The organism is Streptomyces sp. WM6378, from assembly GCF_001279695.1.
Classification (GTDB): Bacteria; Actinomycetota; Actinomycetes; order Streptomycetales; family Streptomycetaceae; genus Streptomyces.
Genome location: NZ_LGDD01000338.1, coordinates 1 through 15,583 on the forward strand (window position 1 = coordinate 1; position 15,583 = coordinate 15,583).

17 protein-coding genes are annotated in these 15,583 nt (G+C 70.6%); 8 read left to right on the forward strand and 9 right to left on the reverse strand.

The genetic code is table 11. The features are described from left to right. Positions 1-341, reverse strand: a 341-nt coding sequence (locus ADK54_RS37850; protein WP_199827129.1) for a homocysteine S-methyltransferase family protein, incomplete at its 3' end; no start/stop codon positions are given. Positions 342-343: 2 nt separating this feature from the next. Beyond that, on the reverse strand, positions 344-1,273 hold the full coding sequence (locus ADK54_RS37855) for an LLM class F420-dependent oxidoreductase (protein WP_053730366.1): 930 nt from the start codon (positions 1,271-1,273) through the stop codon (positions 344-346). A 248-nt stretch (positions 1,274-1,521) separates the two neighbouring features. Between ADK54_RS37855 and ADK54_RS37860 the strand changes: the two genes are divergently transcribed. Beyond that, positions 1,522-1,752, forward strand: a complete 231-nt coding sequence (locus ADK54_RS37860; RefSeq protein WP_053730367.1) for a hypothetical protein — start codon at positions 1,522-1,524, stop codon at positions 1,750-1,752. Positions 1,753-1,847: 95 nt separating this feature from the next. Here the strand turns inward: ADK54_RS37860 and ADK54_RS37865 are convergent, their stop codons facing one another. From ADK54_RS37865 to ADK54_RS48440, 6 genes are all read right to left on the reverse strand, one after another. Continuing rightward, complete coding sequence (locus tag ADK54_RS37865; RefSeq protein ID WP_053730368.1) at positions 1,848-2,339, reverse strand: DUF6099 family protein; 492 nt, start codon at positions 2,337-2,339, stop codon at positions 1,848-1,850. Positions 2,340-2,464: 125 nt separating this feature from the next. After that, positions 2,465-2,845, reverse strand: coding sequence for a nucleotide pyrophosphohydrolase (locus ADK54_RS37870; protein ID WP_053730369.1), 381 nt, complete (start codon positions 2,843-2,845; stop codon positions 2,465-2,467). Continuing rightward, entirely contained in the window at positions 2,842-4,008 is a 1,167-nt protein-coding gene (locus ADK54_RS37875) for an AAA family ATPase (RefSeq protein WP_053730370.1), read from the reverse strand. The genes ADK54_RS37870 and ADK54_RS37875 overlap by 4 nt, the downstream gene beginning before the upstream one ends. Positions 4,009-4,133: 125 nt before the next feature. Next, positions 4,134-4,523 carry a cell division protein SepF gene (locus tag ADK54_RS37880; RefSeq protein ID WP_053730371.1) on the reverse strand — a complete coding sequence of 130 codons (390 nt, stop codon included), beginning with the start codon at positions 4,521-4,523 and terminating at the stop codon, positions 4,134-4,136. 158 nt (positions 4,524-4,681) lie between these two features. After that, the gene (locus tag ADK54_RS37885) at positions 4,682-5,095 is read right to left on the reverse strand and encodes a Fur family transcriptional regulator (protein ID WP_053730372.1); all 414 of its coding nucleotides are present in this window, start codon (positions 5,093-5,095) and stop codon (positions 4,682-4,684) included. A 187-nt stretch (positions 5,096-5,282) separates the two neighbouring features. After that, positions 5,283-5,414, reverse strand: coding sequence for a hypothetical protein (locus tag ADK54_RS48440; protein WP_267887075.1), 132 nt, complete (start codon positions 5,412-5,414; stop codon positions 5,283-5,285). A 242-nt stretch (positions 5,415-5,656) separates the two neighbouring features. Between ADK54_RS48440 and katG the strand changes: the two genes are divergently transcribed. Further along, on the forward strand, positions 5,657-7,888 hold the full coding sequence (katG, locus tag ADK54_RS37890; protein ID WP_053730373.1) for a catalase/peroxidase HPI: 2,232 nt from the start codon (positions 5,657-5,659) through the stop codon (positions 7,886-7,888). Positions 7,889-7,998: 110 nt separating this feature from the next. Here the strand turns inward: katG and ADK54_RS37895 are convergent, their stop codons facing one another. Further along, positions 7,999-9,372, reverse strand: coding sequence for a M14 family zinc carboxypeptidase (locus ADK54_RS37895; RefSeq protein WP_053730374.1), 1,374 nt, complete (start codon positions 9,370-9,372; stop codon positions 7,999-8,001). A gap of 233 nt (positions 9,373-9,605) precedes the next feature. Here ADK54_RS37895 and ADK54_RS37900 point away from each other — a divergent pair, with 233 nt between their 5' ends. The 6 genes from ADK54_RS37900 (at position 9,606) to ADK54_RS37925 (ending at position 15,578) form a co-directional block, all read left to right on the forward strand. Further along, positions 9,606-10,193 (forward strand): helix-turn-helix domain-containing protein, encoded by a 588-nt coding sequence (locus tag ADK54_RS37900; RefSeq protein WP_053730375.1) that lies wholly within the window; start codon positions 9,606-9,608, stop codon positions 10,191-10,193. A 118-nt stretch (positions 10,194-10,311) separates the two neighbouring features. Next, the gene (locus ADK54_RS37905; protein ID WP_053730376.1) at positions 10,312-11,166 is read left to right on the forward strand and encodes a class I SAM-dependent methyltransferase; all 855 of its coding nucleotides are present in this window, start codon (positions 10,312-10,314) and stop codon (positions 11,164-11,166) included. Between the two features lie 332 nt (positions 11,167-11,498). Then, positions 11,499-12,758 carry a 5-aminolevulinate synthase gene (hemA, locus tag ADK54_RS37910; RefSeq protein ID WP_234392373.1) on the forward strand — a complete coding sequence of 420 codons (1,260 nt, stop codon included), beginning with the start codon at positions 11,499-11,501 and terminating at the stop codon, positions 12,756-12,758. Beyond that, positions 12,755-13,279 carry a GNAT family N-acetyltransferase gene (locus ADK54_RS37915; protein ID WP_053730378.1) on the forward strand — a complete coding sequence of 175 codons (525 nt, stop codon included), beginning with the start codon at positions 12,755-12,757 and terminating at the stop codon, positions 13,277-13,279. The genes hemA and ADK54_RS37915 overlap by 4 nt, the downstream gene beginning before the upstream one ends. 5 nt (positions 13,280-13,284) lie before the next feature. Continuing rightward, positions 13,285-14,367 carry a Gfo/Idh/MocA family oxidoreductase gene (locus ADK54_RS37920; protein WP_053730379.1) on the forward strand — a complete coding sequence of 361 codons (1,083 nt, stop codon included), beginning with the start codon at positions 13,285-13,287 and terminating at the stop codon, positions 14,365-14,367. Then, entirely contained in the window at positions 14,364-15,578 is a 1,215-nt protein-coding gene (locus ADK54_RS37925; protein WP_053730380.1) for an MFS transporter, read from the forward strand. The genes ADK54_RS37920 and ADK54_RS37925 overlap by 4 nt, the downstream gene beginning before the upstream one ends. Positions 15,579-15,583: the final 5 nt, after the last annotated feature.

Below are 15,583 nucleotides of genomic sequence, written 5' to 3' on the forward strand. Positions count from 1 at the left end.
CTCCCCACCCCTCCCCCCGAGCCCTCACCCAACTCCCCAGCCTCACGCGCCAGTTGCACACTCTTGGCCAGCAGCAGCTCGGCCTCGCCATGGCTCAGCCCTCGGCGGGCGAAGCCTTCGAAGGTGGCCTGGTAGCTGGCCGTGGTCACGACTTGGGCGCCCGCCCGTACGTACGCGGTGTGCGCGGCCTGGATCTGCCGCGGGTCGTCGGCGAGCAGCCGGGCCGACCACAGCTCGTCGCTCAAGTCGCAGCCCCGGGACTCCAGTTGGTTGGAGAGGCCGCCGTCGAGGACGACCGGTCCCTGCGCGAGGGCCGCGGCGAGTGTCCGGGCGGGCCGCACGGTCAGGCTCCGGTCAGCTGCGGCAGCACCTGCGAGGAGATCAGTTCGAGCTGGTCGAGGTCGTCGAGGTCGAGCAGTTGGAGGTAGATGCGGGACGAGCCGGTCGCCTCGTACTTGCCGATCTTCTCGACGACTTCGGCGGGCGAGCCCGCGAGTCCGTTGGCCTTGAGTTCCTCCACCTCCCGTCCAATGGCGGCGGCCCGGCGGGCCACCTCTGCGTCGTCCTCGCCCACGCAGACGACCAGCGCGTTGGAGTACACGAGGTCGTCCGCCCTGCGTCCGGCGGCTTCGGCGGCCGCCTTGACCCTGGTGAACTGCCGCTCGCTGTCCTCGATAGAGGCGAACGGGATGTTGAATTCGTCGGCGTACTGGGCGGCCAGCCGCGGCGTGCGAGCCGCCCCGTGCCCGCCGATCAGGACGGGCACCTTGGCCTGCGCGGGCTTGGGCAGCGCGGGCGAGTCGCTGAGTTGGTAGTAGGTGCCGTGGTAGTCGAAGGTGTGGCCCACTTCGGTGGACCAGAGTCCGGTGACGATGGCCAGCTGTTCCTCCAGCCGGGCGAATTTCTCCTTAGGGAAGGGGATGCCGTACGCCTTGTGCTCGTCCTCGAACCATCCGGCTCCCAGGCCCAGTTCGACCCGGCCGCCCGACATCTGGTCGACCTGGGCGACCTGGATGGCGAGGACGCCCGGCAGCCGGAAGGTGCCGGCGGTCATCAACGTGCCGAGCCGGATCCGCTTGGTCTCGCGGGCGAGTCCGGCCAGGGTGATCCAGGCGTCGGTCGGGCCCGGGAGTCCGTCGGTGGACCCCATCCGGAGGTAGTGGTCGGAGCGGAAGAAGGCATCGAAGCCGAGGTCTTCGGTGGCTTTGGCGACGGTCAGGAGGGTGTCGTAGCTAGCGCCCTGCTGGGGCTCGGTGAAGATGCGAAGATCCATGCCTCCATCCTGCACCGTCGGGCCGCCGTCAACCCCGCCTCCACCACGCGTCCCAGGGAAGCCCCGTCGGGTGAATATTCGTCGATCTGGCCGGTCGCACCCCATCTGACCAGTGACGTTGGCGTCAAGCGGTCGTTGACCCGGGGGGAGCCGGACCGCCCGGCCCGCGTGTCGGCGGCCCTGCCCGGTGCGTCGACCGATTCTCCGCCCTGTCCGCCCCGCGGAAGGGCTGGGCCGAGGAGGCCGCCATGTCCCAGGAAGCCGTGCCCGAACCGACCGTGCCGCAGCAGCCGGCGTCGCAGTCCGCCGCCGAGCGGAAGGGTGCCCCGAAGGGGCTGCTCCAGCAGATGGAGGAGCTGATGACGGCGCTGAACGCCGATCTGACGCAGCTCGACGCGGACCCTCAGCCCACCGGCGACCCGGACGAGCGGCAGCAGGCGCACGGCACCGAGGAACGCGAGCAGCGCGAGAACGGGTAGGACAGCCGGGGCGGGGTGGGCCTCCGGGGGGCCGGCTGGCGACGGTTGTGGTGGCTGCGGCACGTGCCGGCGTGCGCAGGGCCCCCGGAGTCCCCTCACGGTGGCCCCGTAGCGGTGTCCCGCAGCACCTCACCCGATCTCTCCTGCTCTCGCAAGGTGAGCCGGCGCAGCATTCCGCGGATGCGGTCGGTCGATTCGTCGGCGGCGTCGATGGCCTCGATGCACTGCCAGTACAGCCCCTCCTCGTCGGTGGCGCAGGCGACCGAGACGAGGGCCATCGAGACGTCGCCGAGCAGTCCGCCCAGGGAGGTCAACGTGCCTGCGGGGTCGGCCACTTCGGTGAGTTGGGCGGCTCGGATGCCGCCGCGGCGCATGCCGGGGTGGTCGAGGACGGCGCAGCCCCGGCCGCCGGCTTCGCTGAGGCCGCGGGCTTCGCCCCTCAGTTCCGGCGGGCCGGTGGCCGCGAGGTGGCCGCCGATCGCCTGGGCGAGGGCTTGTGCCTGCCAGGCCTCGGCGACGATGTCGAGTGCTGCCCGGCTCTGGGCCAGGGCGTGTTGGCTGACTTTGACGAGCCGTACCGCATCCATCCGATTTCCCCGTTCGTGCGACGGACCCGAGCTTCGCGTCCACTACCTAGCGTGAGCGTGAGTGGCTCGGAAAGCCAGAGGAAATCGGAAATCTGTGCACAGCAAGCCGATTGTGAGTATCTCGGTCACTCGGATGAGTGACTCTCCGTGTCCGTCGGCGAGTTGTTCGGGGGCTTCGGTGGTTTCGGGACGGGGAAGCGGAGTTCGTTGCGGTCGATCTTGGCGGAGAGCGCGGCCAACGCGTCGATGCCGAGCACCTCGCAGAGCTGGAGGAGGTAGGCGAGGACGTCGGCGACCTCGTCGGTGACGCGGTGGGCCTTGTCCGGGTCGGTCATCACCCGGTCCGACTGTTCGGGGGTGAGCCACTGGAAGATTTCGAGCAGTTCGGAGGCCTCGACGCTGAGGGCCGCGGCGAGGTTTTTCGGGGTGTGGTACGGCTGCCAGTCGCGGGCGGCGGCGAAGGCTGCGAGCCTGCGCTGGAGGGCCGGTACGTCGAGTTGGTTCACGGTTCCAGGTCTACCACCGTCGCCCCGTGGGCCTCATGGGCGCCCGCTCCGTCCCCGACGGCGGCGAGCAGCCGGATGTGGCCGCGGGCGCACATCTCGGCGGCCAGGGCGATGAGTTCGCGGCTCTGGCGGGGGTCGAGTGCGCGGTCGAGCCCGTCGGCGAGGACGGCGAGGGTCTGCATGGCCGGGGGTACTTCGGCGACGGTGTCGACGGCGAGGACGCCGGGTCCGGTGAGCAGCACGAGGGCGAGGGCGAGGTAGCGGAGTTCGCCTTCGCCGAGCCGGCCGACGGGGGTGCCGTGCCGGGCGCCGCCGCGGGCGAGGACGGCTCGTAACGTACCGTCGGCGAGTTGCTCGGTGGTGAGGCCGGTGACGGGCCCGGCGCAGCCCGCGCGGGCCGCGGTGACGAGGCGGCCGTGGCGGATGCCGCATTCGGTGCGGGTGCGGAAGAGGACTTCGGCGAGGTTGTCGCAGCCGCGCCTGAGCCGCCCGGCGCCGCTCCCCTGAGCGGGGACGACGGGTTCGCGCATGCGCTGGGGCTGGGGGTCGCAGGCGAACACCGAGCGCAGGGCGACGACGACTTGTTCGGCGGCGGCCAGGACGCGCAGTTGTCCTTCGGTCTTGCCCGCTACGCGCAGGGGGAGCAGTGCGGTGCCGAGCCGGTCGTCGGGGAGCGGTGCGCGCGTGACGGGGACCGCGCCCGCGGTGTGCCAGGCCGCCTGGACGGTGGAGCGGCCGGGGTCCCGGAGCGCGGTGCTCAGGAGGGTCTGTCCTTCGCTGGTCAAACGTTCGCCGACGACGCGGAGTTCCGGCTCGGCCTGGACGGCGAGGTCGAGGCGGACCGGGCCGGCGGGGCCGTCCACCGTGCAGCCGATCCGGAATCCGCGGCGGCCCTGGGCGTCGGCGTCGGCGCGTTCGGGCACGCAGCCCGCCGGGTCGCGGAACACGGATCCCAGCGACGCGCCCGAGCCGAGTCTGGCGAGCGCTTCGAATGCTTCGAGGACGCTCGTCTTGCCGCTGCCGCTCGGCCCGGTGACCAGGGTGAGCGGGCCGAGCGGGATGGCCGCGCCGCGGTGTGCCCGGAAGGAGGACAGCCTGAGTTCGGTGACGGTGGGTCGATCGGGGCGGGCGGCTCGGTCACTGTTGGTGGTCGTCGTGGTCATGGCTGGGACCGTACGCAGCCGTAAAACTGACGAACCGTTCCGCCGCGTTGACCTTCCTACTAATGAGGGACGGCACAGCGCTGCGGGACGGTCCTGGGCGGGGCGGTGGAGCGAGGGCGGGCGGGTCAGGGGTGGGGGACGGCCGCCGCGGCGATGCCTTCCACTTCGGTGCCGGCCGGGGCGAGCAGGAAGACGTTGCGGTCGACGCGGTGCATTCCGCTGCCCAGGCCGAAGACGACGCCGGTGCTGAAGTCGAGGATCCGCTTGGCGACTTCGGGGTCGGCGCCCGTCAGGTCGAGGAGGACCGGGATCTGTGCGATGAGGTATTCGGCGACTTCGCGGGCGTCCGCGAAGATCTGCACCCGGAGGACGACGAAGCGGCGTTGTTCGACGGTCGCGTAGTCGCCGGGGATGGTCTGGTGGTCGACTCTGGACGGCCACTCGTTGCGGCCGCGCAGCGGAACGACCTGGGCGAGCCCCTCCCACTGTTCGTCGGTGACGTCGTACCTGCTCACCGGACCACCTCGCCCACGTGCTGTATCTGCATCCGGCCATGATGACGCCGCTCACCCGTTCAGCCCAACTTCGACACGGCCCAAGAGGTGTCGGCTATGACTCATCTCATGGGCGGGGCAGGTCTCGCGTCCCTATGGGAGGTCGAGCGGGTTCGTGTCTAGGAGCAGGACGGGCACAGTCCGCGGTAGGTGACCTCGGCCCGGGACAGGGTGAAGCCGAAGCGTTCGTCGGCCGGGAGGTCGGCCAGCGGGTCGCCGGTGGGGTGGACGTCGCGGATGGTGCCGCAGTTGGAGCACACCAGGTGCTGGTGGGGGTGGTGGGCGTTGGGGTCGTAGCGCTTGGCGCGGCCGTCGGTGGAGACCTCCATGACCTCGCCGAGCAGGACCAGTTCGCCCAAGGTGTTGTAGACGGTGGCCCGGGAGATCTCGGGCAGCCGCTCGGCCGCCTGGACGTGCACTTCGTCGGCCGTCAGATGGACGTGGTCGCCGTCGTCCAGGACCTCCGCGACGACACGCCGCTGGGACGTCATCCGCCAGCCGCGCCCTCGCAGCCGTTCGAGCAGGTCACTCATGCCGGTTCACCTGTCCACGCTCAGGGGGTCGGGGTTGGGTGGAACACGCGCAGTGTGCCAGGGAGCGGGCGCGTTCCGAAGGGATATGGGTTTGGTGTACTTCTTGACTTGGATTTGGTCCATCGTAGGATCGGTGCCGCCGATAGCCTAGGGACAGGAAGACTCCGGCCCCACCCGCAACAGGACTTCACCTCACCCAGGAGACAGAGACGTCATGGGGGATCGCCGCCGCGAAGGTGCGTGCCGCGCCGCCGGTGTCCGCCCGGGCGGACACCCGCCCCGCCGTCACCGTGCCGCGTTCCGGGGTGCGTGATCGCATGGGCCGTATTGTCCTGCCAAGTCGTGTACGCGGCCCGTTGCTTGCCCACCCCGTCGTGCGCGGGGCGTGCCATGTGGCCAGACCGTCGCGGCGGGGGCCCTGACCCGGCCCCCGTCGAAGGCCCGGCTTCTCAGACGCTCAGACGTCACCAGGCCGAGGCCGTCCGCCGGGGCCCGTGCCCCGGCCGTTTCACCGCCCGCAGTTCCTGAGCACCGTGATCCACCGAGTCAAGAAGGATTGCCATGTCCGAGAACCCCGATGCAATCGTCACCGACGCCAAGACGGAGGGCACGGGCGGCTGCCCGGTCGTGCACGAGCGTGCCCCGCATCCGACGCAGGGCGGCGGAAACCGCCAGTGGTGGCCGGAGCGGCTGAACCTGAAGATCCTCGCGAAGAACCCGGCCGTGGCCAACCCGCTCGGCGAGGAGTTCGACTACGCCGAGGCGTTCAACGCCCTCGACCTGCCGACGGTGAAGCGGGACATCGCGGAGCTGCTCACGACGTCGCAGGACTGGTGGCCGGCCGACTTCGGCAACTACGGCCCGCTGATGATCCGCATGGCGTGGCACAGCGCGGGCACGTACCGCATCAGCGACGGGCGCGGCGGCGCCGGGGCCGGCCAGCAGCGGTTCGCCCCGCTCAACAGCTGGCCGGACAACGCGAGCCTCGACAAGGCCCGCCGCCTGCTGTGGCCGGTGAAGAAGAAGTACGGCAAGAGTCTTTCGTGGGCCGACCTCCTGATCCTCACCGGCAATGTGGCCCTGGAGACGATGGGCTTCGAGACCTTCGGCTTCGGCGGCGGCCGCGCGGACGTGTGGGAGCCCGACGAGGACGTGTACTGGGGTCCGGAGACCAACTGGCTCGACGACGAGCGCTACACCGGCGACCGTGAGCTGGAGAACCCGCTCGGCGCGGTTCAGATGGGCCTGATCTACGTCAACCCCGAGGGCCCCAACGGCAACCCGGACCCCATCGCCGCCGCGCGCGACATCCGCGAGACGTTCCGCCGGATGGCGATGAACGACGAGGAGACCGTCGCCCTGATCGCCGGCGGCCACACCTTCGGCAAGACCCATGGCGCGGGCCCGGCGGACGCCGTCGGCAACGACCCCGAGGCGGCCCCGCTGGAGCAGCAGGGCCTCGGCTGGAAGAGCAGCCACGGCACCGGTGTGGGCGCCGACGCGATCACCAGTGGCCTTGAGGGCATCTGGACGAACACCCCGACCGCCTGGGACAACAGCTTCTTCGAGATCCTCTTCGGCTACGAGTGGGAGCTGTTCAAGAGCCCCGCGGGCGCGCACCAGTGGCGGCCGAAGGGGGGCGCCGGTTCGAACACCGTGCCGGACGCCTTCGACGCGTCGAAGAAGCACGCCCCGACGATGCTGACGACCGACCTCTCGCTCCGCTTCGACCCGGCGTACGAGCAGATCTCGCGGCGCTTCCTGGCGGACCCCGCGGCGTTCGCGGACGCCTTCGCCCGCGCCTGGTTCAAGCTGACCCACCGCGACATGGGCCCCGTCGTGCGCTACCTCGGCCCGGAGGTCCCCGCCGAGGAGCTGCTGTGGCAGGACCCGCTGCCGGCGCGTTCGTACGAGCTCGTCGACGCGGCGGACATCGCCTCCCTCAAGGAGCAGATCCTCGCCTCGGGCCTCACCGTTTCGCAGCTCGTGTCGACGGCGTGGGCGTCGGCCTCGTCGTTCCGCGGCAGTGACAAGCGCGGCGGCGCCAACGGCGCGCGCATCCGCCTGCAGCCGCAGAGCGGCTGGGAGGTGAACGAGCCCGACGAGCTCGCGACGGTTCTGCGCACCCTGGAAGGCGTCCGCACGTCGTTCAACTCGGCGCAGTCCGGCGGCAAGCAGATCTCGCTCGCCGACCTGATCGTCCTGGCCGGCGCGGCGGGTGTGGAGAAGGCCGCCAAGGACGGCGGGGTCGCCGTCGAGGTCCCGTTCGCGCCCGGCCGCGTGGACGCCTCGCAGGAGCAGACGGACGTGGAGTCGTTCTCCGCCCTTGAGCCGACGGCCGACGGCTTCCGCAACTACCTGGGCAAGGGCAACCGCCTCCCGGCCGAGTACCTGCTGCTCGACAGGGCGAACCTGCTGACCCTGAGCGCCCCCGAGCTCACCGTCCTCGTCGGCGGCCTGCGCGTGCTCGGCGCGAACCACCAGCAGTCCTCGCACGGCGTGTTCACGGACAGGCCTGGGACGCTCACCAACGACTTCTTCGTCAACCTGCTCGACCTGGGTACGACGTGGAAGGCGACGTCCGCGGACGAGAACACCTTCGAGGGCCGCGACGGCGCCACCGCCCACGTCAAGTGGACCGGCACCCGCGCCGACCTGGTCTTCGGCTCGAACTCCGAGCTGCGCGCGGTCGCGGAGGTCTACGCGAGCGACGACGCGAAGGAGAAGTTCGTGAAGGACTTCGTCGCGGCGTGGACCAAGGTCATGAACCTGGACCGGTTCGACCTCGTCTGAGTCACCCCGCCCAGGCCGGCTCATTTCGGGCCGGCCTGGGCCGTGGGTCCGAAGGTGATCGCCACAGGCCGGGGGCCGACGCGGGCGCGTCGGCCCCCGGCCGACCGGCCTCAGCCCTTGGCGGCGACGGTGGTCTGGTAGGGCGCCGCCGCATGCTGGGCGGCGTACAGCAGAGCGGGCTTCATCTTGGGCCAGAAATAGCTGTCCTGGCAGGAGTAGGGCGGGGCGAATCCGTCGCAGCCACGGCCGTCGCTGTCGCCGACCTCGATGGTGAAGCTGGCGAGGCCGAGCTTGTCGAAGGTCCAGTCGTCGGTGCCGCCGGACGCGTCGTACAGGAGCTCGCCGGCCTGCCCGGACTTGTAACCCGTGAGCGAGCCCAGCTCACTGGCCAGGGCGCGCAGCGCGAAGTCGCTCCCGGTGTGCGCGGTGTGGTCGAACCCCCAGGGCAGCAGCACCAGGTTCGCGTCGCCGTGGAGGGTGATCATCATGCCCCGGGCGTCGGCCGGCGCGGGGTCGCCGTTCTCGGTGCCGGTGCGCACGGCCGGGTACAGCTGCCGGAACAGGCCTTCCAGGGCGGTGGTCTCCGGCTCGGAGTCGGCGGCCGGGCCGAGGTACTCCTGGCCGCACGGCTGCCGCGAGGTGCCCAGACCGCCCCAGTGGGTACCCGAGTTGCGGTTGAGGTCGATGCCGATCTGACCTCTTCGGCCGCAGGTCGCGCCGTGGGAGTCGTTGGCGTTCTTGCGGTGCAGTACGGGGTTGTCGCCGCCGGAGGCGACGATGTCGACGCCGTCCGGGTTGGCGATGGGCACGACCCACATCTCGGTGGTGTCCATCAGCTTGGTGATGTCGGCGTCCTTGCCGTACTGGGTCGTCAGCTCGTCGATCCACCGCAGGGCGACCTCGCCGGTGGTGATCTCGCGGGCGTGGATCTGCCCCATGAGGAAGAAGCGGGGCTTGTCGGCGTTCGGGACGAGCGCGCAGTCCCCCGGCCGCAGCTTGGTGACGCAGACGGCCTTGAGGTCCCGCCCGCCGGCGCTGTCCTGCTTCTTGCGCCAGGACTGCCCGTACGTCACGACGGTGGCCAGGTCCGGGTGCTGGGCGGCCACTTGGTCGAGGTGGGCGTAGTTCCCGTCCACGGTGCGGTAGCCGCCGTGGTAGGTGTCGCCGACGGCGGGCCGGGCGGTGTTGGGGGTCGGTCGCGGCTGAGTCCTGACGGCGGTCGGGCTGAATCCGATGTGCCGCAGGGAGTCGGCGGTCGTCGGATCTCCCAGGACGAACAGGTCGTTGCCCTCCCGGCGCTCCAGGACGTCGTACCCGGCGGCGATGAGGGTCTGCGCGTCCTGGGCATGGCGGATCGGCACGCGGTAGGTGACGAGGATGTCGGCGTGCGGGGCGGGGGTGTCGGCCGTGGCCGCCGGGGTAAGCACGGCGGCAGCCAGGACGAGGCCTGCGGCGGCCATGAGCGCGAGTTGTCTGCGGGACATGAGCGGGCCTTTCCTGGGGAGTACGGGGGCGCGCGGGGCCGACGAAGAAGCCCGGCGGGCCTCGCGGGCACCCCGAGCCGTCGCCTTGTGCCTTGTGCCGTGAGGCTAAGGGCTGTCCGCGGGCTCGCGCCTGGGCTGCGGGGGATGTGGGTGACGTCGGGGGCATTCAGGTGAGAGCTTGAGTGGGGCTCGACAGCGGGCACCCCTTGCGATCACGGCATACCGTGCTGCCCATGACGCAAAATGACGGCGATCTGGACAGCCTCGTACGCAAGCGGATTCGTGCCCTGCGGCTGGCGCAGGGCTGGTCGCTGGAGGAGTTGGCCGGGCGCGCCAAGCTCAGTCAGTCCACGCTCAGCCGTATGGAGAACGGGCAGCGCAGGCTCGCCCTGGACAGTCTCGTCACGCTCGCCCGCGCTCTGGACACGACGCTCGATCAGCTCGTCGAGAGCGCCGCCGACGACGTCGTCTCCAGCCCGGTGATCGATTCCGCCCGCGGCCAGATGCGGTGGCCCGTCAAGGCGGACCCCGGCATGACCGTCATCCGCCAGCGCATGACCGGGCCGCCCCCGGACAGTCCCGCGCGCATGCGCGCCCACCCGGGCCGCGAGTGGCTCGTCGTCCTCTCCGGGACCGCGGTGCTCCTGCTGGGCAACCGCCGCTTGCGTATCGAGACCCATCAGGCCGCCGAGTTCCCCACGATGCTGCCGCACGCCATCGGCGCCGAGGGCGGGCCGTGCGAGGTCCTGGGCATCTTCGACCGCGACGCCCGCCGCAGCCACCAGCGACCCGACGACGGTGGCGGCAAGGGCCGGTCCTGAGGCTCCCGGCGACCGGCCTTCGGTGTCCTTTGCGCGTTCGGCAACCCAGCCGGGCATCGTCTTGCGTATCCGGAAAGCTCTCGTGCCGTACGCGCATGGCGGGCCTAGCGTCGGCGACATGACCCACGCATCCCCGCACACGGCACATGCCCACCAGCACGAGACCGACGGCGCCGCTCAGGCGGAGATTCTCGACCTGGACGCGGAGGTGCTCGCCGAGCACACCGCGTCCATCACCGCATCGCTGCCGCTCAGGTCCGGCCCGCGTCACATCGTGGACCTGGGCTGCGGCACCGGGGCCGGCACCTTCGCCCTCCTCGCCCGTTTTCCCGAAGCCGCCGTGACCGCCGTCGACTCCTCGGCCCACCACCTGCGGCGCCTGCGCGAGAAGGCCGAGGCGAATGGTGTGGGCGAGAGGGTACGTACGGTGCACGCGGATCTCGACGCCGCTTGGCCCGACCTCGGCGCGCCCGAACTGGTATGGGCGTCGGCCTCGATGCACCACATGGCCGACCCCGCCCGCGCCCTGCGCGAGGTCCACGAACTGCTCGCGCCCGGCGGTCTTTTCGCCGTCGTCGAACTGGCCGGCTTTCCTCGCTTCCTGCCCGAAGGCGCGCCCGAGGAGCGGCCCGGCCTGGAGGAGCGCGTCCACGCCGCGAGCGACCGTCACCACGCCGAGCACGTGCCGCACCGCGGCGCGGACTGGGGCCCCATGCTGACCGGCGCCGGGTTCACCGTCGAAGAGGCCCGTACGATCGACGTGAACCTCGACGGCTCCCGAAGCGAGGCGATCGGCCGCTACGCCCTCCACAGCCTTCAGCGCATGCGCGGCACCGTCGTGGGATCCCTGCCGGCCGAGGACCTCGCGGCGCTCGACCGACTGCTCGACCCCGACGGCCCGCACAGCATCGCGCGCCGCGCCGACCTCGCGGTACGCACGGAACGTACCGTCTGGGCTGCGCGCCGCAGCTGATGCCGGTCCGAATGCGCGGCGCAGTCAGAGGAGTTGGGGGTTCGCGTGCCGAATCGCCCCCGGCGCCCCCTCACGCGTTCGTGGAACGCGCGGCGTCAACAGCCGCCCGTTCTGGTGGAGTTGGCGGCGCCGTGCGGCTTTCCCGATGCACTCTGCGGCCGCGAGTAACCGCGGGCCTGCCGTAACAAAGAATTAATCCTCGGCGGTGTGACTGGCATCTCAGGGCCGCCGCCCACCGCGATGACCTGCGGCCATGCAGAGGTTGCATCAGAGATGCAGGCGACCGGTTTGCGGGCAGGGTGCCGGCTGTATGTAATTCCCTCGTTTGCAGATTGCGTGCGACCAACGGCGCATGCTGGTTACAGGGGGATGAAATGTACGAGCTTTTTCTGTCGGAAAAGATTGACAAGCTCAGAAACGATGGCCAGTACCGGTCGTTCGTGGAAATCAATCGTCACGCGAACGCATACCCGAAAGCGACGCACCGCACGCCGGACGGGCACGATCAGCAGGTGACCGTGTGGTGCAGCAACGACTATCTGGGGATGTCCCAGCACCCCAAGGTGGTCGCGGCCATGCACCGGGCGATCGCCGAGTACGGGGCCGGCTCCGGCGGTTCGCGGAACATCGGCGGAACGCACGCCCACTACGCCGCGCTTGAGTCCTCGCTCGCCGAGTGGCACGGAAAGGAAGCCGCCCTGGTATTTCCCACGGGATATGGCTCCAACGATGCGACTCTGCAGTGCCTGTTGCGCCTGCTGCCCGACCCGATCGTGCTGTCGGACGAGCTGAACCACGCTTCGATCATCAATGGCATCTGCAGCACGAAGGCGGAGCGCCGGGTATTCCGCCACAACGACGTGGACCACCTGGAAGAGATACTCGCCGGCCAGCCTCTGGACCGCCCGAAGATCGTCGTCTTCGAGTCCGTCTACTCGATGGACGGCGACGTCGCCCCGATCGAACGGATCGTCAAGGTCGCGCACGAGTACAACGCGCTCACCTTCCTCGACGAAGTACACGCGATCGGAATGTACGGGCCGCGCGGCGCGGGCATCGCCGCGGAGCTGAATGTCGACCATTTCGTCGACATCATCCAGGGCACGATGGCCAAGGGCATCGGTGTCATCGGCGGATACATCGCCGGTTCGACCACCCTGATCGACACGATTCGCAGCTTCGCCTCGGGCTTCATCTTCACCACCTCACTGCCGCCCGCGATCGTGGCGGCCTGCCATGCCAGCGTGGAACACCTCAAGACCTCCTCCGCCGAACGGGACGCGCTGCAGCGCAAGACCGCCCAGCTGCGCACGGCCCTGGAGGCGGCCGGCATCGAGGTGATGCCGCAGAGCACGACGCACGTCCTGCCCGTCCTGATCGGCAACTCCGAGCTGTGCAAGCAGTCGGCCGCGCGGCTTCTCGACGTGCACGGCATCTACCTCCAGCCGATCAACTCTCCGACGGTCCCGGTCGGCACCGAGCGGTTCCGCGTCAACGTCACGCCGAACCACTCCGACGACGACATCGCCCATCTGGTCCACGCGCTGGACGAGGTCTTCACCCACTTCGGTCTGCACGGGAGGACCGCGTGACGACAGCGGCCACCCCGGTGATCCGTCAGGCAGAGCCGGCGGACATCGACGAACTCGTCCGTCTGCGCGCCTACTTGCTGGACGGCGAGGAGGACGACTCGGCGGCACTCCCCTACACCGCGGCGACCCCCGAGGCGCGTGCGGCCTGGCGGGCCGGCTACCGGGCCTGGCTGGCCAAGGCGCTGTCCGATGACGCCGACGTGTGCGTCGCGGTGGCTCCCGGCCCCGGCCGGCTGAGTGCCTGCGCCATCGCCGTCATCGACCAGCGTCCCCCTTCGCCCGCGTACCCCAGCGGCCGGGTGGTCTGGATGCAGTCCCTCGTCACCGATCCGCGTGACCGGGGCAAGGGCCTGGGCACCGCGGTGATCGACGGGCTCTTCGACTGGGCGCTCGCGCGCGGCGCGGACGTTGCCGTGATGCAGAGCGCCGAAGGGGCCGTGGAGTACCACCGCCGGGCCGGCTGGCTGCCCACCGGCGAGGGCCTCTACCACCAACCTGTCACCACGCAGCGGAAGGGCTGATCCCCATGGACAACGTGAAAGTACTCATCGCCGGCATGGGCTACGCCGGTACGCGATTCCTGACCGCACTGCGCAGCCTCTCCGGCCCGCGGGAACTCGGTCTCGACATCGAGATCGCCTACCACGCCCGGCACCGCACCATCGAAGACGTCCCGTACTTCGCCACGATCGAGGGCGCTCTCGATGCGTTCTCGCCCGATCTCGTCATCGTCGCGGTGACCGACTCGGCGCACGCCGAGATCCTGACGCGCCTGGCGGGTTACCGCGGCTTCGTCCTGGCCGAGAAGCCCCTCACCTCCGTCCACGACGACCTGGACGCCGTGGCCTCGGCGCTGCGCGATGTCTCCGGGTTCGCGGTGGACCTGGTGGGGCGGTACTCACAAGCCAGCATGGCCCTCCAGGAGTACGTGCACCGCAACGGGCTGAAACTGGTGCGGGCCCACGCCACTTGGGGCAAGAACCGCATCAACGACCACCGGCCCACGGTCGGGGTCACGAGCGAAGTGATCCACTCCCTGGACCTGGTCCAGCGGCTCTCCCTCGACGGCTCGCAGCTCCGGCTCCGCGACGCCGTCGGCGTCTGCTCCGACTACTCGGTCTCCGGGCCCGACGTCCTGGACAGCGTGGCCCTGACGGCGCAGTTGGGCGACGCCGTGGTGAGCGTCTACAGCAGCTTCGTCAACATCACCCGGCAGCGCACCATCGACTGCACCTTCCGGGACCCCGAGGGAGGCCTGGTCTACGCGGCCGCGGAGTACTCCAACCCCACCTGGGACGCGGACCAGTTGCGGATCTGGCGGGACGCCGGCGGCCGGGAGGAGACGCTCTGCGAGGTGGACACGCGCAACGACCCCGTTCCCGAAGGGTTCGACACCATCGTCGGGCTGCGCCGCATCGTCACGGACGCCGTACGTTTCGCGCACGACCGGCAGCGGCCCGTCGTGCCGTTCGCCGGGATCGAGGAGTCCGTACGGCTCCAGCGTCTGCTCAACGAGATCGAACAGAAAGCCCAGTTGACCGGGCCCGTCGGCTATTTTCCCGACGGGCGCGTGGTCAGCACCGAAACGGACTTGGAGCGCCTCGGATGAGTGCCACACAGACAACAGCCCCGCCCAGGACGGACGACGGCCGGGGCAGGTTCATCCCGCTCCTCGCGCTGGGCACGTTCGCGCTGGGCGTGGACGCCTACGTGATGGCCGGACTGCTGCCCCACGTGTCGGAGGACCTGAGCATCTCGGCGTCGTCGGCCGGACAGATGGTCACCGTCTTCACGCTCTGCTACGCGCTGGGCGGGCCGGTCTTCGCCACCCTGCTTGCGAAGCGGTCGGCGAAGGTGGTGCTCGGCGTGGCGCTGGTCGTCTTCACGATCGGCAACGCCTTGACCGCCCTCGCGCCCACGCTGCCGGTCCTCCTGATCGCGCGCGCGGTGGCGGGCATCGGCGCGGGCGTGTACTCGCCGATAGCCGCCGCCACGGCCGCGGGGCTCACCACTCCGGAACGGCGTGGCCGCGCTCTGGCCACCGTCATGGGCGGCTTGAGCATCGGCACCGTCATCGGCGTCCCGGTCGGCATGCTCCTCGCCTCGCACATCGGGTGGCGCGGCACGCTGTGGCTGATCACCGCGCTGGGCGTGGTCGCGCTCATCGGCATCGTGCGGCTGCCGAAGATCGAGGTGAGTCCTCCGCCGCCGCTGGGCAGGCGGGTGCGCGCCCTCGCCAGCGGCCGGGTGGCCGGCATCGTGTCCGTCTCGCTGCTCGGCGGCATCGCCAGCCTCGGCCTGTACACCTACCTCGCCGAGTTCCTGCTCGACGCCGCGCACACCCACGAGACGGTCTGGGCCATGTGGGCCTGGGGCGCGGGCGGCATCATCGGCAGCCTCCTCATCGGCCGCATCGTGGACCGGACCAAGCGTCCCTTCGCCGCGGTCACCTGGATCCTGGTGCTCATCGTGGCCTCCCAGTTCGCCCTGCCCGCCGCCGCTCACGCCGCCGCGGCCCTGGCGGTCGTCCCGCTCCTGATCTGGGGTGCGGCCGGCTGGGCCGTACAGGTTCCCCAGCAGCACCAGCTCATCGCGGCCCAGCCCGAACAGGCCACGGTCGCCGTCTCGCTGAACAGTTCCGCCGTCTATCTCGGCAGCGGCATCGGGTCCGCGCTCGGCGGCCTCGTACTGGGCCTCGGCGCCGCCCCGGGCGCGCTGCCGTACTACACGGGCGCGCTCACCGTGATCGCCCTCGTGCTGCACCTGACCGTGGTACGTGGTGCCGTCCGGCGCGGGGAGAACGCCGCCACAACAGCCTGACCTGG